14 protein-coding genes are annotated in these 16,868 nt (G+C 72.2%); 12 read left to right on the top strand and 2 right to left on the bottom strand.

The features are described from left to right. The first annotated feature begins 14 nt into the window (after positions 1 to 14). Positions 15 to 917: a succinate--CoA ligase subunit alpha gene (gene sucD / locus QNO26_RS12165; protein WP_257526410.1), complete on the top strand. Its 903-nt coding sequence runs from the start codon at positions 15 to 17 to the stop codon at positions 915 to 917. Positions 918 to 1,015: 98 nt separating this feature from the next. Further along, entirely contained in the window at positions 1,016 to 1,456 is a 441-nt protein-coding gene (locus QNO26_RS12160; protein WP_257526411.1) for a nitroreductase family deazaflavin-dependent oxidoreductase, read from the top strand. 36 nt (positions 1,457 to 1,492) lie between these two features. Here the strand turns inward: QNO26_RS12160 and QNO26_RS12155 are convergent, their stop codons facing one another. Beyond that, on the bottom strand, positions 1,493 to 2,908 hold the full coding sequence (locus QNO26_RS12155) for an NCS2 family permease (RefSeq protein ID WP_257526412.1): 1,416 nt from the start codon (positions 2,906 to 2,908) through the stop codon (positions 1,493 to 1,495). A 99-nt stretch (positions 2,909 to 3,007) separates the two neighbouring features. Here QNO26_RS12155 and QNO26_RS12150 point away from each other — a divergent pair, with 99 nt between their 5' ends. Genes QNO26_RS12150 through purH form a run of 3 tightly spaced genes read left to right on the top strand, consistent with a single transcriptional unit; the run spans position 3,008 to position 6,582 of the window. Beyond that, complete coding sequence (locus QNO26_RS12150; protein WP_257526413.1) at positions 3,008 to 4,360, top strand: cell division protein PerM; 1,353 nt, start codon at positions 3,008 to 3,010, stop codon at positions 4,358 to 4,360. A 4-nt stretch (positions 4,361 to 4,364) separates the two neighbouring features. Next, positions 4,365 to 4,958, top strand: coding sequence for a phosphoribosylglycinamide formyltransferase (gene purN, locus QNO26_RS12145; RefSeq protein ID WP_257526414.1), 594 nt, complete (start codon positions 4,365 to 4,367; stop codon positions 4,956 to 4,958). A gap of 16 nt (positions 4,959 to 4,974) precedes the next feature. Then, entirely contained in the window at positions 4,975 to 6,582 is a 1,608-nt protein-coding gene (gene purH, locus QNO26_RS12140; RefSeq protein ID WP_257526415.1) for a bifunctional phosphoribosylaminoimidazolecarboxamide formyltransferase/IMP cyclohydrolase, read from the top strand. A gap of 57 nt (positions 6,583 to 6,639) precedes the next feature. On the opposite strand, the gene QNO26_RS12135 is transcribed toward purH, so the two are convergent. Next, positions 6,640 to 8,061 (bottom strand): dihydrolipoyl dehydrogenase family protein, encoded by a 1,422-nt coding sequence (locus QNO26_RS12135; protein WP_257526417.1) that lies wholly within the window; start codon positions 8,059 to 8,061, stop codon positions 6,640 to 6,642. A gap of 222 nt (positions 8,062 to 8,283) precedes the next feature. On the opposite strand from QNO26_RS12135, the gene QNO26_RS12130 reads away from it, so the two are divergent. The 7 genes from QNO26_RS12130 to QNO26_RS12100 all read left to right on the top strand — a co-directional run bounded on the left by QNO26_RS12130 (position 8,284) and on the right by QNO26_RS12100 (position 16,774). Continuing rightward, positions 8,284 to 9,570 (top strand): extracellular solute-binding protein, encoded by a 1,287-nt coding sequence (locus QNO26_RS12130; RefSeq protein ID WP_257526418.1) that lies wholly within the window; start codon positions 8,284 to 8,286, stop codon positions 9,568 to 9,570. A gap of 1 nt (position 9,571) precedes the next feature. Next, positions 9,572 to 10,549 carry a carbohydrate ABC transporter permease gene (locus QNO26_RS12125; protein ID WP_257526419.1) on the top strand — a complete coding sequence of 326 codons (978 nt, stop codon included), beginning with the start codon at positions 9,572 to 9,574 and terminating at the stop codon, positions 10,547 to 10,549. After that, positions 10,546 to 11,385 (top strand): carbohydrate ABC transporter permease, encoded by an 840-nt coding sequence (locus QNO26_RS12120; RefSeq protein WP_257526420.1) that lies wholly within the window; start codon positions 10,546 to 10,548, stop codon positions 11,383 to 11,385. The genes QNO26_RS12125 and QNO26_RS12120 overlap by 4 nt, the downstream gene beginning before the upstream one ends. Before the next feature lie 3 nt (positions 11,386 to 11,388). Next, positions 11,389 to 12,465 carry a glycoside hydrolase family 130 protein gene (locus QNO26_RS12115; protein WP_257526421.1) on the top strand — a complete coding sequence of 359 codons (1,077 nt, stop codon included), beginning with the start codon at positions 11,389 to 11,391 and terminating at the stop codon, positions 12,463 to 12,465. Further along, positions 12,462 to 14,537, top strand: a complete 2,076-nt coding sequence (locus QNO26_RS12110) for a hypothetical protein (protein ID WP_257526422.1) — start codon at positions 12,462 to 12,464, stop codon at positions 14,535 to 14,537. The genes QNO26_RS12115 and QNO26_RS12110 overlap by 4 nt, the downstream gene beginning before the upstream one ends. A 141-nt stretch (positions 14,538 to 14,678) precedes the next feature. After that, a complete protein-coding gene (locus QNO26_RS12105) occupies positions 14,679 to 16,238 on the top strand; it encodes an AlkA N-terminal domain-containing protein (protein WP_257638261.1) in 1,560 nt (519 codons plus the stop codon). Further along, on the top strand, positions 16,235 to 16,774 hold the full coding sequence (locus QNO26_RS12100) for a methylated-DNA--[protein]-cysteine S-methyltransferase (RefSeq protein WP_257526423.1): 540 nt from the start codon (positions 16,235 to 16,237) through the stop codon (positions 16,772 to 16,774). Before QNO26_RS12105 ends, QNO26_RS12100 begins: the two co-directional genes overlap by 4 nt. Positions 16,775 to 16,868: the final 94 nt, after the last annotated feature.

Below are 16,868 nucleotides of genomic sequence, written 5' to 3'. Positions count from 1 at the left end.
AGAAGGACAACGCAATGTCGATCTACCTCAACAAAGACTCCAAGGTCATCGTCCAGGGCATCACCGGCGGGGAGGGCACCAAGCACACCGCCCTGATGCTCAAGGCCGGCACGGACATCGTCGGCGGCGTCAACGCCCGCAAGGCCGGCACGACCGTCTCGCACACCGACAAGGACGGCAACCCCGTCGAGCTGCCCGTCTTCGCCTCGGTCGCCGAGGCGATGGAGAAGACCGGCGCCGACGTGTCGATCGCCTTCGTGCCGCCGGCGTTCACCAAGGACGCCATGATCGAAGCCATCGACGCCGGCATCGGCCTGCTCGTGGTGATCACCGAGGGCGTGCCCGTCGGTGACACCGCCGAGGCCTGGGCCTACGCCGAGAGCAAGGGCAACGCCACCCGCATCATCGGTCCGAACTGCCCCGGCATCATCACCCCCGGCGAGTCGCTGGTGGGCATCACCCCCGCCAACATCACCGGCAAGGGCCCCATCGGCCTGGTGTCGAAGTCGGGCACCCTGACCTACCAGATGATGTTCGAGCTGCGTGACCTCGGGTTCTCGACCGCCATCGGCATCGGCGGCGACCCGGTCATCGGCACCACGCACATCGACGCCCTCGCGGCGTTCGAGGCCGACCCCGAGACCAAGGCGATCGTCATGATCGGCGAGATCGGCGGCGACGCCGAAGAGCGTGCGGCGGAGTTCATCAAGGCCAACGTCACCAAGCCGGTCGTCGGCTACGTCGCGGGCTTCACCGCCCCCGAGGGCAAGACCATGGGCCACGCCGGCGCCATCGTCTCAGGCTCGGCGGGCACCGCGCAGGCCAAGAAGGAGGCCCTCGAGGCCGCCGGGGTCAAGGTCGGCAAGACGCCGTCCGAGACCGCCGAGCTGATGCGCGAGATCATCGCCGCGCTGTAACAGGCACGGGAACGCACGAAGGGTGGATGCCACGCGGCATCCACCCTTCGTCGTCTTCGGCGGCGCCACCGCAGCGGATCGGCACTAGCGTGGTGGCCATGGCGATCACAGGCGACTACCTGCCGAGCACTTCCGAGTGGGCGCGCACCCAGGCCGAGCAGTACGAGGCGTCGGGCGGCCGGGAGGCGAACACCCTGCGCGGCGTCCCCATCATCGTGCTGACGACGGTGGGTGCCAAGAGCGGGGGCGTGCGCAAGACCGCGCTGATGCGGGTGGAGCACGACGGCCGGTATGCCGTGGTGGCCTCCAAGGGCGGCGCCCCGGAACCGCCCGCCTGGTATTGGAACCTGCGGAAGAACCCGCGCGTGGCCCTGCAGGACGGCGCCGACCGCCGCGAGTACGTGGCGCGGCAGCTCGACGGCGACGAGTATGCCCAGTGGTGGGCTCGCGCCACCGCCGTCTGGCCCGACTACGACGCGTACCAGGCCAAGACCGACCGGCGCATCGCCGTCTTCGTGCTGGAGCCGGTCGAGGACTGAGCGGCGCGGCGCGCCGGCTCAGCCCTCGACGACGGGTCAGGCCAGCAGCGCCTCGATGGGGCCGCGGGCGAAGAACACGACGAAGCCGGCGGCGACGATCCACAGCAGCCAGTGCACCTGGCGGGCCTTGCCCGACAGTGCGTTGACGAGCACCCAGCTGACGAAGCCGGCGCCGATGCCATTGGCGATCGAGTACGTCAGCGGCATGACCGTGACCGTCAGGAACACCGGCAGCAGCACGTTGAAGTCCGCGAAGTCGATGTTCTTGATCTGCGAGAGCATCATGGCGCCGACGAGCACCAGCGCCGCGGCGGCGATGAAGCCGGGAACGAGGCCGGTGACCGGCGTGACGAACATCGCCAGCAGGAACAGCAGGCCGGTGACGACGTTCGCCAGGCCTGTGCGTGCGCCCTCGCCGATGCCCGAGCCGGACTCGACGAACACGGTCGCCGACGACGACGAGGTCGCGCCACCGACGACGGCGCCGACGCCCTCGACGACGAGCGCCGACTTGATGCGCGGGAAGTCGCCCTTCGCGTCGGCGAGGCCGGCCTCCTTCGCCAGGCCCGTCATGGTGCCCATGGCGTCGAAGAAGTTCGTGAACACGAGCGTGAACACGAACATCAGCAGCGCGACGAACCCGACCTTCGCGAAGTCGAAGCCGAAGTCCACCGCACCCACGAGGCTGAGGTCGGGGAGGGCGAAGATCCCGCCCGTGAGACCGAAGTCGGCGACGGGCGTGAAGATGTTGACGATCGCGGCGAGCACCGTGCCGGCGACGAGGGCGATGAGGATCGCGCCCTTCACCTTGAGCGCGATCAGGATGCCGCCCAGCAGCAGCGTGACGACGAACAGCAGCGTGTCGACCGTTGCGATCGACCCCGCCGTGCCGAGCTCGAGGGGCGTGCCGCCACCGGTGTTCACGAAGCCCGCGTTCACGAAGCCGATGAACGCGATGAACAGGCCGATGCCGACCGTGATCGCGAGCTTGAGCTGCACGGGCACGGCGTCGAAGATCATCTTGCGCAGGCCGGTCGCCGCCAGCAGCACGATGATGAGGCCGTTGATGATGGTGAGGGCCATCGCCTCGCCCCAGGTCACCTGGCCGACGACCGAGAAGGCGAGGAACGCGTTGATGCCCAGACCCGCGGCGAACGCGAAGGGCAGGCGGGTGACGATGCCGAAGAGGATCGTCATGAACCCGGCGGTGAGGGCGGTGCTGGCCGCGACCGCTTCCGGCGCGAGGAACGTGCCGTCGACGTCGGCCGTCGACAGGATGATCGGGTTCAGGATCACGATGTAGGCCATCGTCACGAAGGTGACGAGGCCGCCGCGCACCTCGGTGCCGACCGTGGAGCCACGTTCGGTGATCGAGAAGAAGCGGTCGAGCGTGCCCTTCGGGTGGGCAGGCGTGGCGGTGGGCGGCGTCGCGCCCCGGGAGGTGGAGGTCATACCTCAAATCTATTGCGATCGGCTGTGAGTCCTGACACGTATGACGCGCCCCGCGGCGCGCCCGGGCCGCGCACGGGCCGCGGGTAGGGTCGACAGCGGATGAATCGCCTGCTCGTCGCCCTCCTCGCCGCCTTCGACGCCGCCCTCGCCGTCGCCGTGGGGCTCGTCGTCGCGCTCGCGCCGCTGACACTGCTGTGGATCTTCGGGTTCGGCCCGGAAGCTCCCTGGTCAGGGCTGTGGCCCACCGCCGGCCGTCTCTGGCAGCTGGGGCACCTCGTGCCGCTCGCCGTGACCCTTCCGCAGGAGTTCACGGTGCCCGCCGGCATCAGCGAGGCAGCGGCATCCTTCACCGTCTCCCTCGCTCCGCTGGCCCTCGCCCTGTTCACCGCGGTGTTCGCCGGCCGCTCCGGCGCCCGCGCCGCCCGGGCGGGTGCCGGGTTCATCGGCATGCTCTCCGGCACCGTCGTCGTGGCTGCCGCCGCGGCCGGGGCGGCCGTGACGACCGCCAACGACATCGCCACGGTCGAACTGTGGCAGGCGGTGCTGTTCCCCGTGCTCGTGTTCGCCGTGCCCGCATTGGGCGGCGTGCTCACCGTCGCGTGGCGCGCCGGCGACGACGGCGTGGTGGACGGGGTGCACACGGCGCTGCAGCGGCGGGGAGGCGCCTGGGTGGAGGTGCCCGGTCTCATCGCCCGGGGCGCCACGATCGTCGTCATGGTGCTCATCGGCGCCGGGGCGCTGCTGCTGGTGCTGTCCATCGTGCTGCGCGGCGCTCACGTGCTCTCGCTGTTCCAGGCCGGGCAGGTCGACGCGCTCGGCGCCTCGGTGATCACCCTGGGCCAGCTCGGCTACGTGCCGACCTTCGTGGTGTGGGCGGTGTCGTTCCTGGCCGGGCCAGGATTCGCCGTCGGGGCCGACACCGTCGTTTCGCCGGTGGGCACGTCGGTCGGGGTGCTGCCGAGCATCCCGGTGCTGGGGGCGCTTCCGGAGTCCAGCTCTCCGTGGCTGCTTCTGCTCGCCCTCGTGCCGGTGGCTGCGGGGTGCCTGGCCGGCTGGGTCGCGCGATCGCAGCTGGTGCGCGGTCACGCCGCGGATGCCGCGGAGCACGAGCCGGTCGCCCCGCGCCTGGTCATCGCTCTGGGGATCGCGGTGACGGCGGCGTGCGCCGTCGCGGTGCTGGCGGTGCTGGCGTCCGGCTCGTTCGGCCCGGGCGCCCTCGCCGTGGTCGGGCCGGAGCCGGGGCCCGTCGCCCTCGCCGTCGGCCTGGAGGCGGGCCTGGGCGCGGCGATCCTGCTGCTGTCGCCGCGGAACCAGGACGACGACGCCGCTGCGCCCCCGCGCAGCCCGCTCGCCCCGCAGGACGAGGCGGCCCTGCCTGCGACGCCCGACGACCCCGCCGCGAGCACCGATCACCCGGCCGCGGATCAGGTCCCGCGCACGCCGATAGACTGACGCGGTGCTCACGGTTGCCGTCCTCATCTCGGGTGCCGGGTCCAATCTCCGGGCTCTCCTCGAGGCTGCGGCCGATCCTGCCTTCCCGGCGCGCGTGGTCGTCGTCGGGGCCGACCGCGAGGCCGAGGGTCTGGCCCACGCCGAGGCGTTCGGCGTGCCGAGTTTCGTCATCCCGTGGCGCGGTGCCGCCGCGCGCGACGAGTGGGGGGCGCAGCTCCACGCGCAGCTGGAGGTCTGGAACCCCGACCTCATCGTCCTCAGCGGACTGATGAAGCTGCTGCCCGGCGCCGTCGTGGACGCGTGGTCGCCGCGCATCATCAACACCCACCCCGCCTACCTGCCCGAGTTCCCCGGTGCCCACGGCGTGCGCGACGCGCTCGCCGCGGGCGCGGAGCGAACCGGGGCCAGCGTCATCGTCGTCGACACCGGTGTCGACTCGGGGCCGATCCTCGCGCAGGAGCGCGTGGACGTGCTGCCCGGGGACGACGAGCACAGCCTGCACGAGCGCATCAAGCCCGTCGAGCGCCGTCTGCTGATCGACGTGGTGCGCCGCATCGCCGTCGGTGAGCTGGACCTCGTCGCGGCATCCACACCCTGACCCGGAGGAGTTCCCCATGGCCGCCCCGAGCCACGACCCGTCCCTCTACCGTTCCCGCGACGTCGTCCCGGTGCGCCGTGCGCTGGTGTCGGTGAGCGACAAGACCGACCTGCTGGTGCTCGCCGGCGCGCTCGCCGATGCCGGGGTCGAGATCGTCTCCACCGGCTCCACGGCGGCCACCATCCGTGACGCCGGATACGCCGTCACCGACGTCGCCGCCGTCACGGGCTTCCCGGAGTCGCTCGGCGGCCGGGTGAAGACGCTGCACCCCAGTGTGCACGCGGGCCTGCTGGCCGACCTCCGCTTGGAGGACCACGAGCGGCAGCTCACCGAACTCGGCATCGAGGCGTTCGAGCTCGTGGTCGTGAACCTCTACCCCTTCGTCGAGACGGTCGCCTCCGGCGCGGCCGGCGACGACGTGGTCGAGCAGATCGACATCGGCGGCCCGGCGATGGTGCGCGCCAGCGCGAAGAACTTCGCCAACGTCGCCGTCGTCGTCTCGCCCGAGTCGTACCCCGCCGTCATCGACGCCATCGCCGCGGGCGGCACCACGCTCTCGCAGCGTCGCGAGCTGGCCGCGCGTGCCTTCTCGCACACCGCTGCGTACGACGCCGCGGTGTCGACGTGGTTCGCCGAGCAGACCCTCGCCGAAGAGGGGGACCTCCCCGCCCACCTGACGATCAAGGCCGAGCGGCTGGCGACCCTGCGCTACGGGGAGAACTCGCACCAGCGCGCCGCGATCTACACGACCGTGGGCGGTCACGGCATCGCGCAGGCCACGCAGCTGCAGGGCAAGGAGATGTCGTACAACAACTACGTCGACGCCGATGCCGCGCTGCGCGCCGCCTTCGACCTGATCAAGCCCGCCGTGGCCATCATCAAGCACGCCAACCCGTGCGGCATCGCCGTGGCGGCGCCGCAGGCGCTGGACCCGATCGCCTCGGCCCACCTGCGTGCCCACGAGTGCGACCCGGTCTCGGCCTTCGGCGGCGTGATCGCCGCCAACCGCACGGTGACGCTGAAGATGGCCGAGAACCTGCGCGACATCTTCACCGAGGTCATCGTCGCCCCCGACTTCGAGCCCGAGGCGCTGGAGGTCTTCCGCCTCAAGAAGAACCTGCGCGTGATGAAGCTGCCCGCCGACTGGCGTCAGGAGCCGATGGACGTGCGGCTGGTGTCGGGCGGCCTGCTGCTGCAGGACGCCGACCGGTTCCCCGCCGAGATCGAGTCGCTCGTCGACGGCTGGCAGCTGGTGACCGGGGAGCGCCCGGCCGACGAGGACCTCATGAACCTGTCGTTCGCGTGGAAGGCGTGCCGTGCGGTGAAGTCCAACGCCATCGTGCTCGCCAAGGCTTCGGCCACGGTCGGCATCGGCATGGGACAGGTCAACCGCGTCGACTCGTGCCGGCTGGCCGTGGAGCGGGCGGGCGACCGCGCGACCGGATCGGTCGCGGCATCCGACGCGTTCTTCCCCTTCGCCGACGGTGTTCAGGTGCTGCTGGATGCCGGGGTGCGCACGATCATCCAGCCCGGCGGGTCGGTGCGCGACGAAGAGGTCATCGACGCGGTGCGCAGCGCCGGCGCAACGATGTTCTTCACCGGGGAGCGCCACTTCTTCCACTGACCCCGGTGAGCAGCCGCGTCGCCGGGTGCGTCGTCGGCGCCGCGGAGGCACCGTGCGTCAGGCGGTGGCCCGACCCGCACCCTCCAGCCAGCGCAGCCACACTTCGCTGAGGGTCGGGTACGCCGGCACAGCGTGCCAGAGCCGGTGCAGCGGCACCTCGCCCACCACGGCGACGGTCGCGGCGTGCAGCAGCTCGGCGACGTCGGGCCCCGCGAAGGTCGCGCCGACCAGCACGCGGCGGTCCTCGTCGACGACGGCCCGCGCCTGGCCGCGGTACTCGTCGGCGTGCACGGATGCCCCCGCCACAGCGGCGAGGTCGTAATCGAGCACGCGGACACGCAGCCCGGCCCGCTCTGCGGCGCGCGCGGTGAGCCCGACGGAGGCGATCTCGGGGTCGGTGAAGGTGACCTGCGGCACGGCGGCGTGGTCCGCCGTGGCGACGTGTGCGCCCCACGGCCGGTCCTTCACGTCCTGCCCGGCTGCGCGGGCGGCGATCACGTCGCCGGCGGCGCGCGCCTGGTACTTGCCCTGATGGGTCAGGAGCGCCCGGCCGTTGACGTCGCCGACGGCGTACAGCCAGTCGGTGCCGCGCACGAGCATCGTGTCATCGACGTCGAGCCACTCGCCGGGTGTGAGTCCCACGGCGTCCACTCCGAGGTCGCCGGTGCGGGGGGTGCGGCCGGTGGCCACGAGGACCTCGGCGGCGGCGATCCGCGAGCCGTCGGAGAGGTGCAGCACGGCATCCTGGCCCTCGACGCGCTCGGCGCGGACGACCTCCACACCGGTGCGGATGTCCACGCCCCCGTCGGAGAGCGCCTCGGTGACGAGGTCGGCGGCGAAGGGCTCCATCGTCCCCAGCAGGCGCGAGCGCACGATCATGGTCACCGTGGTGCCAAAGCCGGCATAGGCGGTGGCCATCTCGGCGGCCACGACGCCGCCGCCGAGGATCGCGAGCGACGTCGGCGCCGCGTGTGCGCTCGTGGCGTCGCGGCTGGTCCACGGGCGGATGCCGGCCAGGCCCGGGATGTCGGGCAGGAGCGCCGCCGACCCCGTGGCGACCACGACGGCGCGGCGTGCCTCGAGGTCTGCTGCGGTGCCGTCGGCGCGCGTCACCCGCACACGGCGCGCGCCGGTGAGGGTGGCGTGGCCGCGTACGAGGTCGATGCCGGCACCGCGCAGCCAGTCGACCTGGCTCTCGTCCGACCAGTCGTGGGTGATCCGGTCGCGGCGGCGCAGCGCGCCGGCGACGTCCACCTCCCCGGTGACCGCCTGCCGCGCGCCGTCGACGGCCTGGGCGGCGCGGATCGCGCGGGTGCTGCGCAGCAGCGCCTTGGACGGCATGCACGCCCAATAGGAGCACTCGCCGCCGACGAGCTCTGCTTCGACGATGACGGCGCGGAGCCCCCCCTGCACGGCGCGGTCGGCCACGTTCTCGCCGGTGGCACCGGCCCCGATGACGATGACGTCGTAGTCGCTCATCCCGGCACGCTAGCGCGCCGCGTCGCCGCCGTCACGCGCGATCGTCCCGAAGGAGGAGCGGCCATGCTGCCCGCCGTCTCGCTTTCGGGCGGCTACACCCGGCGCTGACGCCACGCAAGGGGTTGAGCGGCGACTGCGCCGGGTCTCTAATCACGCGTGAACCGCTCGCACCGGCGGGGCTGTCCGCGACGGGGCGGGCGGCCATCGACAAGGGGGCACACCATGCGACGCATCCTCATCACGGCCGGTGCCATGGCCGGCATCCTCACCCTCGCCGCCTGCAGTGGCGGAGGCGGCGGAGGGGAGGCCGGCGACCTCGAGGGGCGAGGAGACATCACCATCTGGTACTCCAACAACGAGGCGGAGATCGCCTGGGGCGAGCAGATGGTGGAGGCGTGGAACGCAGACCACCCCGACGAGCAGGTGAAGGCTCAGGAGATCCCTGCCGGGGCATCCAGCGAAGAGGTGATCGGCGCCGCCATCACCGCCGGCAATGCGCCGTGCCTGATCTTCAACACGTCGCCCGCGGCGGTGCCGCAGTTCCAGAAGCAGGGTGGCCTGGTGAACCTGTCGGAGTTCGAGGACGGCGACGACTACATCGTCGAACGCAGCGGCGACATCGCCGAGCAGTACCGGTCGGAGGACGGCGGCTTCTACCAGCTGCCGTGGAAGGCCAACCCGGTGATGATCTTCTACAACAAGGATCTGTTCAGCCAGGCCGGACTCGACCCGGAAGCCCCCGCGCTGTCGACCTACGACGAGTTCCTCGACACCGCCCGCACGCTGACGGAGGCCGGCGTCGCCCCCTACGCCATCAACCCCGCGCCCACGAGCGAGTTCTTCCAGTCCTGGTTCGACTTCTACCCCCTGTACGCCGCGCAGACCGGCGGCACCCAGCTGGTCGAGGAGGGGGAGGCGACCTTCGACAGCGATGACGCCGTCGCCGTCGCCGAGTTCTGGCGCACCATGTACGACGAGGGGCTGGCCGGACGCGAGCAGTACCAGGGCGATGCGTTCGCCGACGCGCAGGCGGCGATGTCGATCGTCGGCCCCTGGGCGATCGCGGTGTACGGCGACGACGTGAACTGGGGCTCCGTGCCGGTGCCGACCGAGGGCGGGACGGATGCCGCGCAGACCTGGACCTTCAGCGACGCCAAGAACGTGGGCATGTTCACGGCATGCGAGAACAAGGGCACCGCGTGGGACGTGCTGAAGTTCGCCACGAGCGCGGACCAGGACGGCATCTGGCTCGAGGAGACCGGGCAGATGCCGCTGCGAGACAACCTCACGGAGGAGTTCGCGGACTACTTCGACGCCAACCCGGCCTACGCCGCGTTCGGCGAGCAGGCCGCCCGCACCGTCGAGGTGCCGAACGTGCCCAACTCGGTGGAGATCTGGCAGGCGTTCCGTGACGGCTACTCCGAAGCTGTGATCTTCGGCGAGACAGACGTCGACACGTTCCTCTCCGACACCGCCACGCGCGTGAACGAGCTCGCGGCGGGCAGCTGACATGAGCACCGTCGCCCGGCCGGCGAGCGACGCAGACGCCGCGCCGCTGTCTGACGGGGGGACGCGGCGACGACGGTCGGATGCCGCAGCCGTCCGCCGGCGACGGGTGCTCGGTCCGCAGCCGTTCGGCCTGCTGCTGTCGGCGCCCTACCTCGTGTTCGTGCTGCTCGTCTTCGCGTGGCCGATCGTCTTCGCGGTGTGGATGTCGTTCCAGGATTACTTCTTCGCCGCGCCCGGAGCCGACGTGGAGCGGCCGTTCGTCGGCTTCGCCAACTACGCCGCGGTGCTCGGCGACCCCGCCGTCTGGCAGTCCTTCCGCAACGTGGGCGTCTTCCTCCTCATCAACGTGCCGTTGACGGTCGTGCTCTCGATCGTGCTGGCGACGGCGCTGGACCGCGTCGTGCGGGCGCGCACGTTCTTCCGGGTCAGCTACTACGTCCCCTACGTCTCGGCATCCGTCGCCGTCGTGGCGGTGTGGCTGTTCCTGTTCTCGCGCGACGGCCTGGTCAACAACCTGCTCGGCCCGCTCGCGCCCGACCCATCGTGGCTGGTCAACAGCGCGCTGGCGATGCCCACGATCGCCCTGTTCGTGACCTGGAAGGGGCTCGGCTTCTACATCCTGCTGTACCTCGCCGCCCTGCAGAACGTGCCGCGCGAGCTGTACGAATCGGTGTCGATGGACGGCGGGGGAAGGCTGAGGCAGTTCTTCTCCGTCACCGTTCCCGGGGTGCGTCCCGCGACGCTGCTGGTGCTGCTGCTGTCGACCATCACCGGGGCGAACCTCTTCACCGAGCCCTACCTGCTCACCGGGGGCGGCGGTCCCAACGGGGCATCCACCTCGCCGGTGCTGCTGATCTATCAGCGGGGCATCGAGCAGGGCAACCCCGACGTCGCCGCGGCGATCGGGGTGATGCTCATCGTGTTCGTGCTCGTCATCGCGGCGGTGCAGCGCAAGCTCGTCGGCGGGGAGGAATCGTGAAGCATGCACTGGGGAGTCGCATCGCCCTGTATGCGGTGCTGACGATCGGCGCGGTGGCGTTCCTCTTCCCCTTCTATTACATGGTCGTCGGCTCGCTGCAGACCGACGTCGATCCCACCCTCGCGGGGGCGTTCCCGGAGCCCGGCAACCTCACGCTGGAGAACTACGCCAACATCAACGAGCGCATCGACCTGGTGCGCGGTCTCATCAACTCGGGCATCTTCACCGGCGGGGTGCTCATCGGGACGGTGGTGTTCGGCGTGCTGGCGGGGTACGCGCTGGCCGTGCTGCAGTGGCGGGGCCGGCGGGCGACCTTCGCCCTCGTGCTGCTGGTGCAGGTCGTGCCGTTCCAGCTGCTGATGATCCCGCTCTACGTCATGATCGCCCGCGACTACGGTCTCTCCGACAACTACCTCGGCATGATCCTGCCCTTCTTCATCAACTCCACCGCGGTGATCATCTTCCGCCAGTACTTCCTGCAGCTCCCGCCGGATCTGTTCTCGGCGGCGCGCATCGACGGCGCGGGCGAGTTCCGGCTGCTGTGGAACGTGGCGCTGCCCCTGGTGCGGCCGGCGCTCGTGACGGCGGTGCTGCTGACTTTCATCGGGCCGTGGAACGAGTTCCTGTGGCCGTTCCTCATCACGAAGGACGCCTCGATGCAGCCGCTCGCGGTGTCGCTGGCGAACTTCATCTCGAACATCGCGGCATCCACGTCCAACCCCTTTGGGGCGATGATGGCCGGCGCCGTGGTGCTGGCCGCTCCCGCCGTGGCGCTGTTCATCCTGTTCCAGCGCTACTTCACCTCCAACGACCTCGGTTCCGGAGTGAAAGGCTGACCCATGTCCGCATCCGTCACGACATCCGTGCCCTATCGGCTCACCCGGCTGGGGGTCGTCATGACCCCGGATCCCGAGGCGCCCGCCGAGGCGGAGGGGGTGCTCAACCCCGGATCCGGCCGCGGTCCCGACGGGCAGCTGTACCTGCTGCCGCGGCTCGTGGCGGCAGGCAACGTGTCACGCGTGGGGCTCGCGCGGGTCGTCGTGGCGGACGGGGTGCCCGTCGGGGTGGAGCGCGAGGGCGTCGTACTCGCCCCCGATCGCGACTGGGAGCGCGGCGTCGGCAACGCCGGTGTGGAGGACCCGCGCGTCACCTGGATCGACGCGCTCGGCCTGCACGTGATGACGTACGTGGCGTTCGGGCCGCTGGGGCCGCGCACGGCGGTGGCGGTCTCGACCGACCTGCGATCCTGGCGGCGGCTGGGCCCCGTGCTGTTCCGCTATGACGACGATGAGCTCGACACCGACCTGAACCTCTTCCACAACAAGGACGCCGCATTCTTCCCGGAGCCGGTGACCGCGCCCGATGGCACGCCCGCCCTGGCGGTGCTGCACCGACCCATGTGGGATATCGGCCAGACACGCCCGGGACAGGGAGTGCAGGCGCCGGCCGGCGTCCCCGACGGGCGCGACGGCATCTGGATCAGCTACGTTCCGCTCGCGGCCGTGCGGGAGGATCTCGCCGCGGTGACGCTGTGGGAGCAGCACCGCTTCGTCGCGGGGCCACGGTTCGACTTCGAGGAGCTGAAGATCGGCGGCGGGCCGCCGCCGCTGCGGGTCCCCGAAGGGTGGCTGGTGCTGCATCACGGCGTCACCGGTGTCATCACGGAAGCCTTCACCCCGCAGCAGCACGTCACCTACGCCGCCGGCGCGCTGCTGCTCGACGGCGACGATCCCTCCCGGGTGCTGGCCCGCACCGCCGAGCCGCTGCTGGCGCCGGAGATCGCCGAGGAGCGCACCGGCCCGGTGCCCAACGTGGTGTTCCCGACCGCGATCGAACGCATCGAGGGGCGCCTGTTCGTCTTCTACGGCATGGCGGATGCCGCCATCGGCGCGGCAGAGCTGGAGCGGCTGTCATGATCGCCACGGCGCGGTGGGCGATGCGCTCGGTGGCCGTCGCGGCGGTGGCGACCGCGGCGGCACTCGTGGCCCCCGCCGCGGCGGTGTCGGCGCCGACGCGGCCGGCATCCGTCCGCACCGTGAGCGCCGACGATGCGGATGCCGCGATCGCGGCGGCATCCGAGGGGCCGCTGACGAACCTCTCCCACCTGGAGTTCCTGCTCGACGAGGTGCAGCCGCCGCCGGCGGTGGCCGGTCACGACACGTATCGGCTGGGCGAGGAGCCCGTGCTCACCATGCCGTGGACGTATGCCGACGCACGCGACGGCGGCGCGTTCGAGCGGGTCGGGGGCGGGCCGCTGGACCCGGCTACGGGGTACTGGGGTCAGGGCGCGTTCAACGCCGATGACATCGCGCGCGCCGCGGTGGTGTACCTGCGCCACTGGCGCCAGACCGACGATGACGCCAGTCGCGACCGTGCGTACGAGCTGCTGCGCTCGACGGCGTACCTGCAGACCACGACGGGCGACAACGCCGGCAACGTCGTGCTGTGGATGCAGCCGGACGGCACCCTCAACCCGTCCGCCGAGCCGGTGGAGCTTCCCGACCCGTCCGACTCCGGACCCAGCTACTGGCTCGCCCGCACGATCTGGGCGCTGGGGGAGGGGTACGCGGCGTTCCAGGAGAGCGATCCGGACTTCGCCGCCTTCCTCGAGGCCCGCTTGAGCCTCGCCCTCGACGCGCTGGAGCGGCAGGTGCTCGTGCGCTACCGGCAGTGGCAGCAGGTCGACGGCGTGCTCGTGCCGGCGTGGCTGATCGTCGACGGGGCGGATGCCTCGGCGGAAGCCGTGCTCGGGCTGTCGGCCCGCGTCGGCGCGGCGCCCGACGACGAACGCGCCGCCCGGGCGCTGCGGCAGCTCTCCGAGGGCATCGCGGCGCTCTCCGCCGGGGATGCGCGCACCTGGCCCTACGGCGCGCTGCTGCCGTGGGCGCTCTCGCGCAGCACATGGCATGCGTGGGGCGCGCAGATGCCGGCGGCCCTGGCCGTGGCATCCCAGCGGCTGGACGACCCGGGACTGCTGGCGCCGGCCGTGCGCGACGCCGCCGTCTTCACCCCGACGCTGCTCACGGCCGGCGGGCCGGACAACGGATGGTCGCCGACGCCGGCCGACCGGGTGCAGATCGCGTACGGGGTCGACGCGCGCGTGCAGTCGCTGCTGGCCGTCGCCGATGCGAGCGGGTCGAGCGGGTTCGCCGATCTCGCGGCGATGCAGGCGGCGTGGTACTTCGGCGCCAACCGCTCCGGCACGACGATGTACGACCGCGCGACCGGGGTCACCTTCGACGGGCTGCAGCCCGACGGCGGCGTCAATCGCAACAGCGGCGCCGAGAGCACCATCCACGGGCTGCTGACGATGATCGCGCTCGATGCGCGCCCCGCGGTGGCCGCGCGCGCCACCGGCATCACGACGGTCGCGGAGCGCGACGGGCTGCGCCTCGTGGAGGCGGAGGCCGCGACCGAGACCTCGGGCGAGGTGCTGCAGCCCGAGCCCTGGACCGGCGAGTCGCTGTGGTCGGGGCAGGCCCTCAGCCTGCCGCCCGGCGGGTACGCGGTGTTCGACGTGGGCACGGGCGAGTCCGGCCGGTGGGTCGAGCCGGTGCTGTGGTCGGCGCCGGGGCAGTCGAGCGTCACGCGCTGGAGCACCGACCGCAAGCCCCTGGGCGAGATCTCGGAGTCGGCGCCGCCGCAGGGCGCGTCGCCGGCCGACGGGATCCTGGCGCCGCACACCCTGCGGCATCCACTCGATCCCCGGCGCGGCACCGTACGCGTCGAGGTGGCGGAGGGGCATCCGCTGATCGACGGGCTGCTGGTGCATCCGTTCGTCTCGCGCCTCGTGCTGACCGGAGATGGACGCACCGAGCTGGTGCACTCCGCCGCGTCGGCGTCGCAGCCGGTGCGGGTGGGTGAGCCCGGCGTGACCTCCGTCGTCACGGTGTACAGCGCCGAGGGCGTGCCGAAGGGGGAGCGGACGATCCGCGACGAGAAGACCGTGGTGCTGCCGACAGGAGGCTTCGCGATCGTGACGTCGTGACGGCACCCGCCGCGACGACGCCGCGCACCGGCGGATGCCGTCTGCGGGCGCGGGGCGGGTTCGTCGCCCGGCTGCGATGTCCGATTTCCGCGAGCCGGCGGGTGCGGGGCGTGGCAGGCTGGGAGCGTGACCGGCTCTGCGATGACCTTCTCCGAGCGGTATCGCGCCATCGACTCGCGCGACGCCCGCTTCGACGGGCAGTTCGTGACCGCCGTGCGCACCACCGGCATCTACTGCCGCCCCAGCTGTCCTGCGCGCACGCCGAAGCCCGGCAACGTCGAGTTCTTCGCCACCAGCGCCGCCGCGCACGAGGCCGGTTACCGCGCCTGCAAGCGCTGCCTGCCCGAAGCCGCCCCGGGCTCGCCGGCATGGGATCTGCGCAGCGACGCCGCCGGTCGCGCCATGCGCCTCATCGCCGAGGGCGTGGTCGAGCGGGAGGGCGTCTCCGGGCTCGCGGCACGGCTCGGCTATTCCATGCGCCACCTCAACCGGCTGCTGACCGCCGAGCTCGGGGCGGGCCCTCTGGCCCTGGCGCGCGCGCACCGGGCCCACACGGCGCGCATGCTGCTGGTGGGCACCGACCTGCCGGCATCCGACGTCGCCTTCTCGGCCGGGTTCACCAGCGTGCGCCAGTTCAACGACACGGTGCGGGAAGTGTTCGGGATGCCGCCCAGCGCCCTGCGTGCGCGACGGCAGCGAGCACAGGCGCCCACGCCCGCGCCGGGCCTGATCGAGCTCACCCTGCCGGCGCGGCAGCCGATCGACCTGGCGGGGCTGTTCGCCTGGATGCACGCCCGTGCCGTCGCGGGCGTCGAGACGGCCACGGCGACCTCGTTCGCACGCACCCTCGCCCTGCCGGGAGGCACGGCCTGGTTCCGTCTGCGCGCCGAGGGCACGCGGCTCCGCCTGGAAGCGCGGCTCACCCGCCTCGGTGACCTGCCCGTGCTCGTGGCGCGCGTGCGCCGATTGTTCGACCTCGACGCCGACCCCCTCGCCGTCGATGAGGCTCTGTCCCGCCACCCCGAACTCGCGGACGCCGTGCAGCGCACCCCCGGCATGCGCGTGCCCGGCGCCGCGGACCCGCACGAGATGCTGATCCGCGCCATGGTCGGCCAGCAGATCTCCGTCGCCTCCGCCCGCACCGTGCTCACGCGGCTGACCGAGGCGCTGGGGGAGCGGATCCCCGAGCACGAGGGCACCGACCGGCTCTTTCCGACGATGGCTGCGATCGCCGAGCACGGAGCCGACGTGCTGCGGGGACCCGCTGCCCGCATCCGCGCGATCACCGGCGCGGCCGCCGCACTCGCCGACGGCACGCTGGTGCTCAGCACCGGGGACGACCCCGTCGCCCAGCGCGAGCGGCTGCTGGCCATGCCCGGCATCGGCCCCTGGACGGCCGACTACGTGCGCATGCGCGTCTCCGGCGACCCCGACGTGCTGCTGCCGGGCGATGTCGCCGCCCGCGCGGGCGCTGCGGCGCTCGGCATCCCGGCCGACCCCGCAGGTCTGGTCGCGTGGTCCGCCCGCACCGCGCCGTGGCGCACCTACCTCACGGCGCACCTCTGGCGCGCCGCCCTGCCGTCCGCCCGCACGGCAACCGTCCCTGCCGCGGCTGCGGAGCGCCTCGGTGGCGAACCGGGCACGCCGCCGGCAGGCCGCAGCCGCCCCGCAACCCCCGTCACGGAAGGAACCGGCGCATGACCGCCCTCATCGAGACCTTCGACACCCCCGACGGTGCGTTCACGATCGTGGCCCGTACCGACGGCGCGGTCCTGGCCGCGGGTTGGACCGCCGACCCCGCGATGCTCGTCGCCCGAATCCACCCCACCCTGCGCCCGGACGTGGTGCGGGAGGGGGGCCTGGGCGCCGCCGATGCCGTGCGGGCGTACTACGCCGACGACCTCACCGCCATCGACGCCGTGCCGGTGCACCAGGCAGGCACCGCCCTGCAGCAGGCGGGATGGACGGCGCTGCGCCGCATCGCCCCCGGCCGCCCGCTCACCTACAGCTCCTTCGCCGCCGCACTGGGCAACCCGCGAGCGGTGCGTGCCGCGGCATCGGTGTGCGCCCGCAACGCCGCCGCGCTGTTCGTGCCCTGCCATCGCGTGCTGCGCGGCGACGGCACCGCGGGCGGATTCGCCTGGGGGGTCGACGTCAAGCGCCGGCTGCTGCGTCGTGAGGCGGAATCCGACATCGACGCCGCGGAGCTGTTGCCTTCAGTGTTTTCCCAGGGTTAGGCTGGAGAGCTGTCGCTGTCGCGCGAGCAGCCCGACGCAGATCCTCAGGAGGAAGCCATGTTCCAGGCCGTCACCGCGAAGCCGATCGTGCGCC

It is taken from the genome of Microbacterium sp. zg-Y1090 (genome assembly GCF_030246945.1).
In the GTDB taxonomy this organism is placed as follows: domain Bacteria; phylum Actinomycetota; class Actinomycetes; order Actinomycetales; family Microbacteriaceae; genus Microbacterium; species Microbacterium wangruii.
Note: the sequence above shows the minus strand (reverse complement) of the source record. Positions and strands in the feature narration are given on the sequence as shown.

Excerpts from the sequence above, each read along its gene's own strand:
- sucD (WP_257526410.1), top strand. The coding sequence starts at position 15 with ATGTCGATCTACCTCAACAAAGACTCCAAGGTCATCGTCCAGGGCATC.
- QNO26_RS12160 (WP_257526411.1), top strand. The coding sequence starts at position 1,016 with ATGGCGATCACAGGCGACTACCTGCCGAGCACTTCCGAGTGGGCGCGC.
- QNO26_RS12155 (WP_257526412.1), bottom strand. The coding sequence starts at position 2,908 with ATGACCTCCACCTCCCGGGGCGCGACGCCGCCCACCGCCACGCCTGCC.
- QNO26_RS12150 (WP_257526413.1), top strand. The coding sequence starts at position 3,008 with ATGAATCGCCTGCTCGTCGCCCTCCTCGCCGCCTTCGACGCCGCCCTC.
- purH (WP_257526415.1), top strand. The coding sequence starts at position 4,975 with ATGGCCGCCCCGAGCCACGACCCGTCCCTCTACCGTTCCCGCGACGTC.
- QNO26_RS12135 (WP_257526417.1), bottom strand. The coding sequence starts at position 8,061 with ATGAGCGACTACGACGTCATCGTCATCGGGGCCGGTGCCACCGGCGAG.
- QNO26_RS12130 (WP_257526418.1), top strand. The coding sequence starts at position 8,284 with ATGCGACGCATCCTCATCACGGCCGGTGCCATGGCCGGCATCCTCACC.
- QNO26_RS12125 (WP_257526419.1), top strand. The coding sequence starts at position 9,572 with ATGAGCACCGTCGCCCGGCCGGCGAGCGACGCAGACGCCGCGCCGCTG.
- QNO26_RS12115 (WP_257526421.1), top strand. The coding sequence starts at position 11,389 with ATGTCCGCATCCGTCACGACATCCGTGCCCTATCGGCTCACCCGGCTG.
- QNO26_RS12110 (WP_257526422.1), top strand. The coding sequence starts at position 12,462 with ATGATCGCCACGGCGCGGTGGGCGATGCGCTCGGTGGCCGTCGCGGCG.
- QNO26_RS12105 (WP_257638261.1), top strand. The coding sequence starts at position 14,679 with ATGACCTTCTCCGAGCGGTATCGCGCCATCGACTCGCGCGACGCCCGC.
- QNO26_RS12100 (WP_257526423.1), top strand. The coding sequence starts at position 16,235 with ATGACCGCCCTCATCGAGACCTTCGACACCCCCGACGGTGCGTTCACG.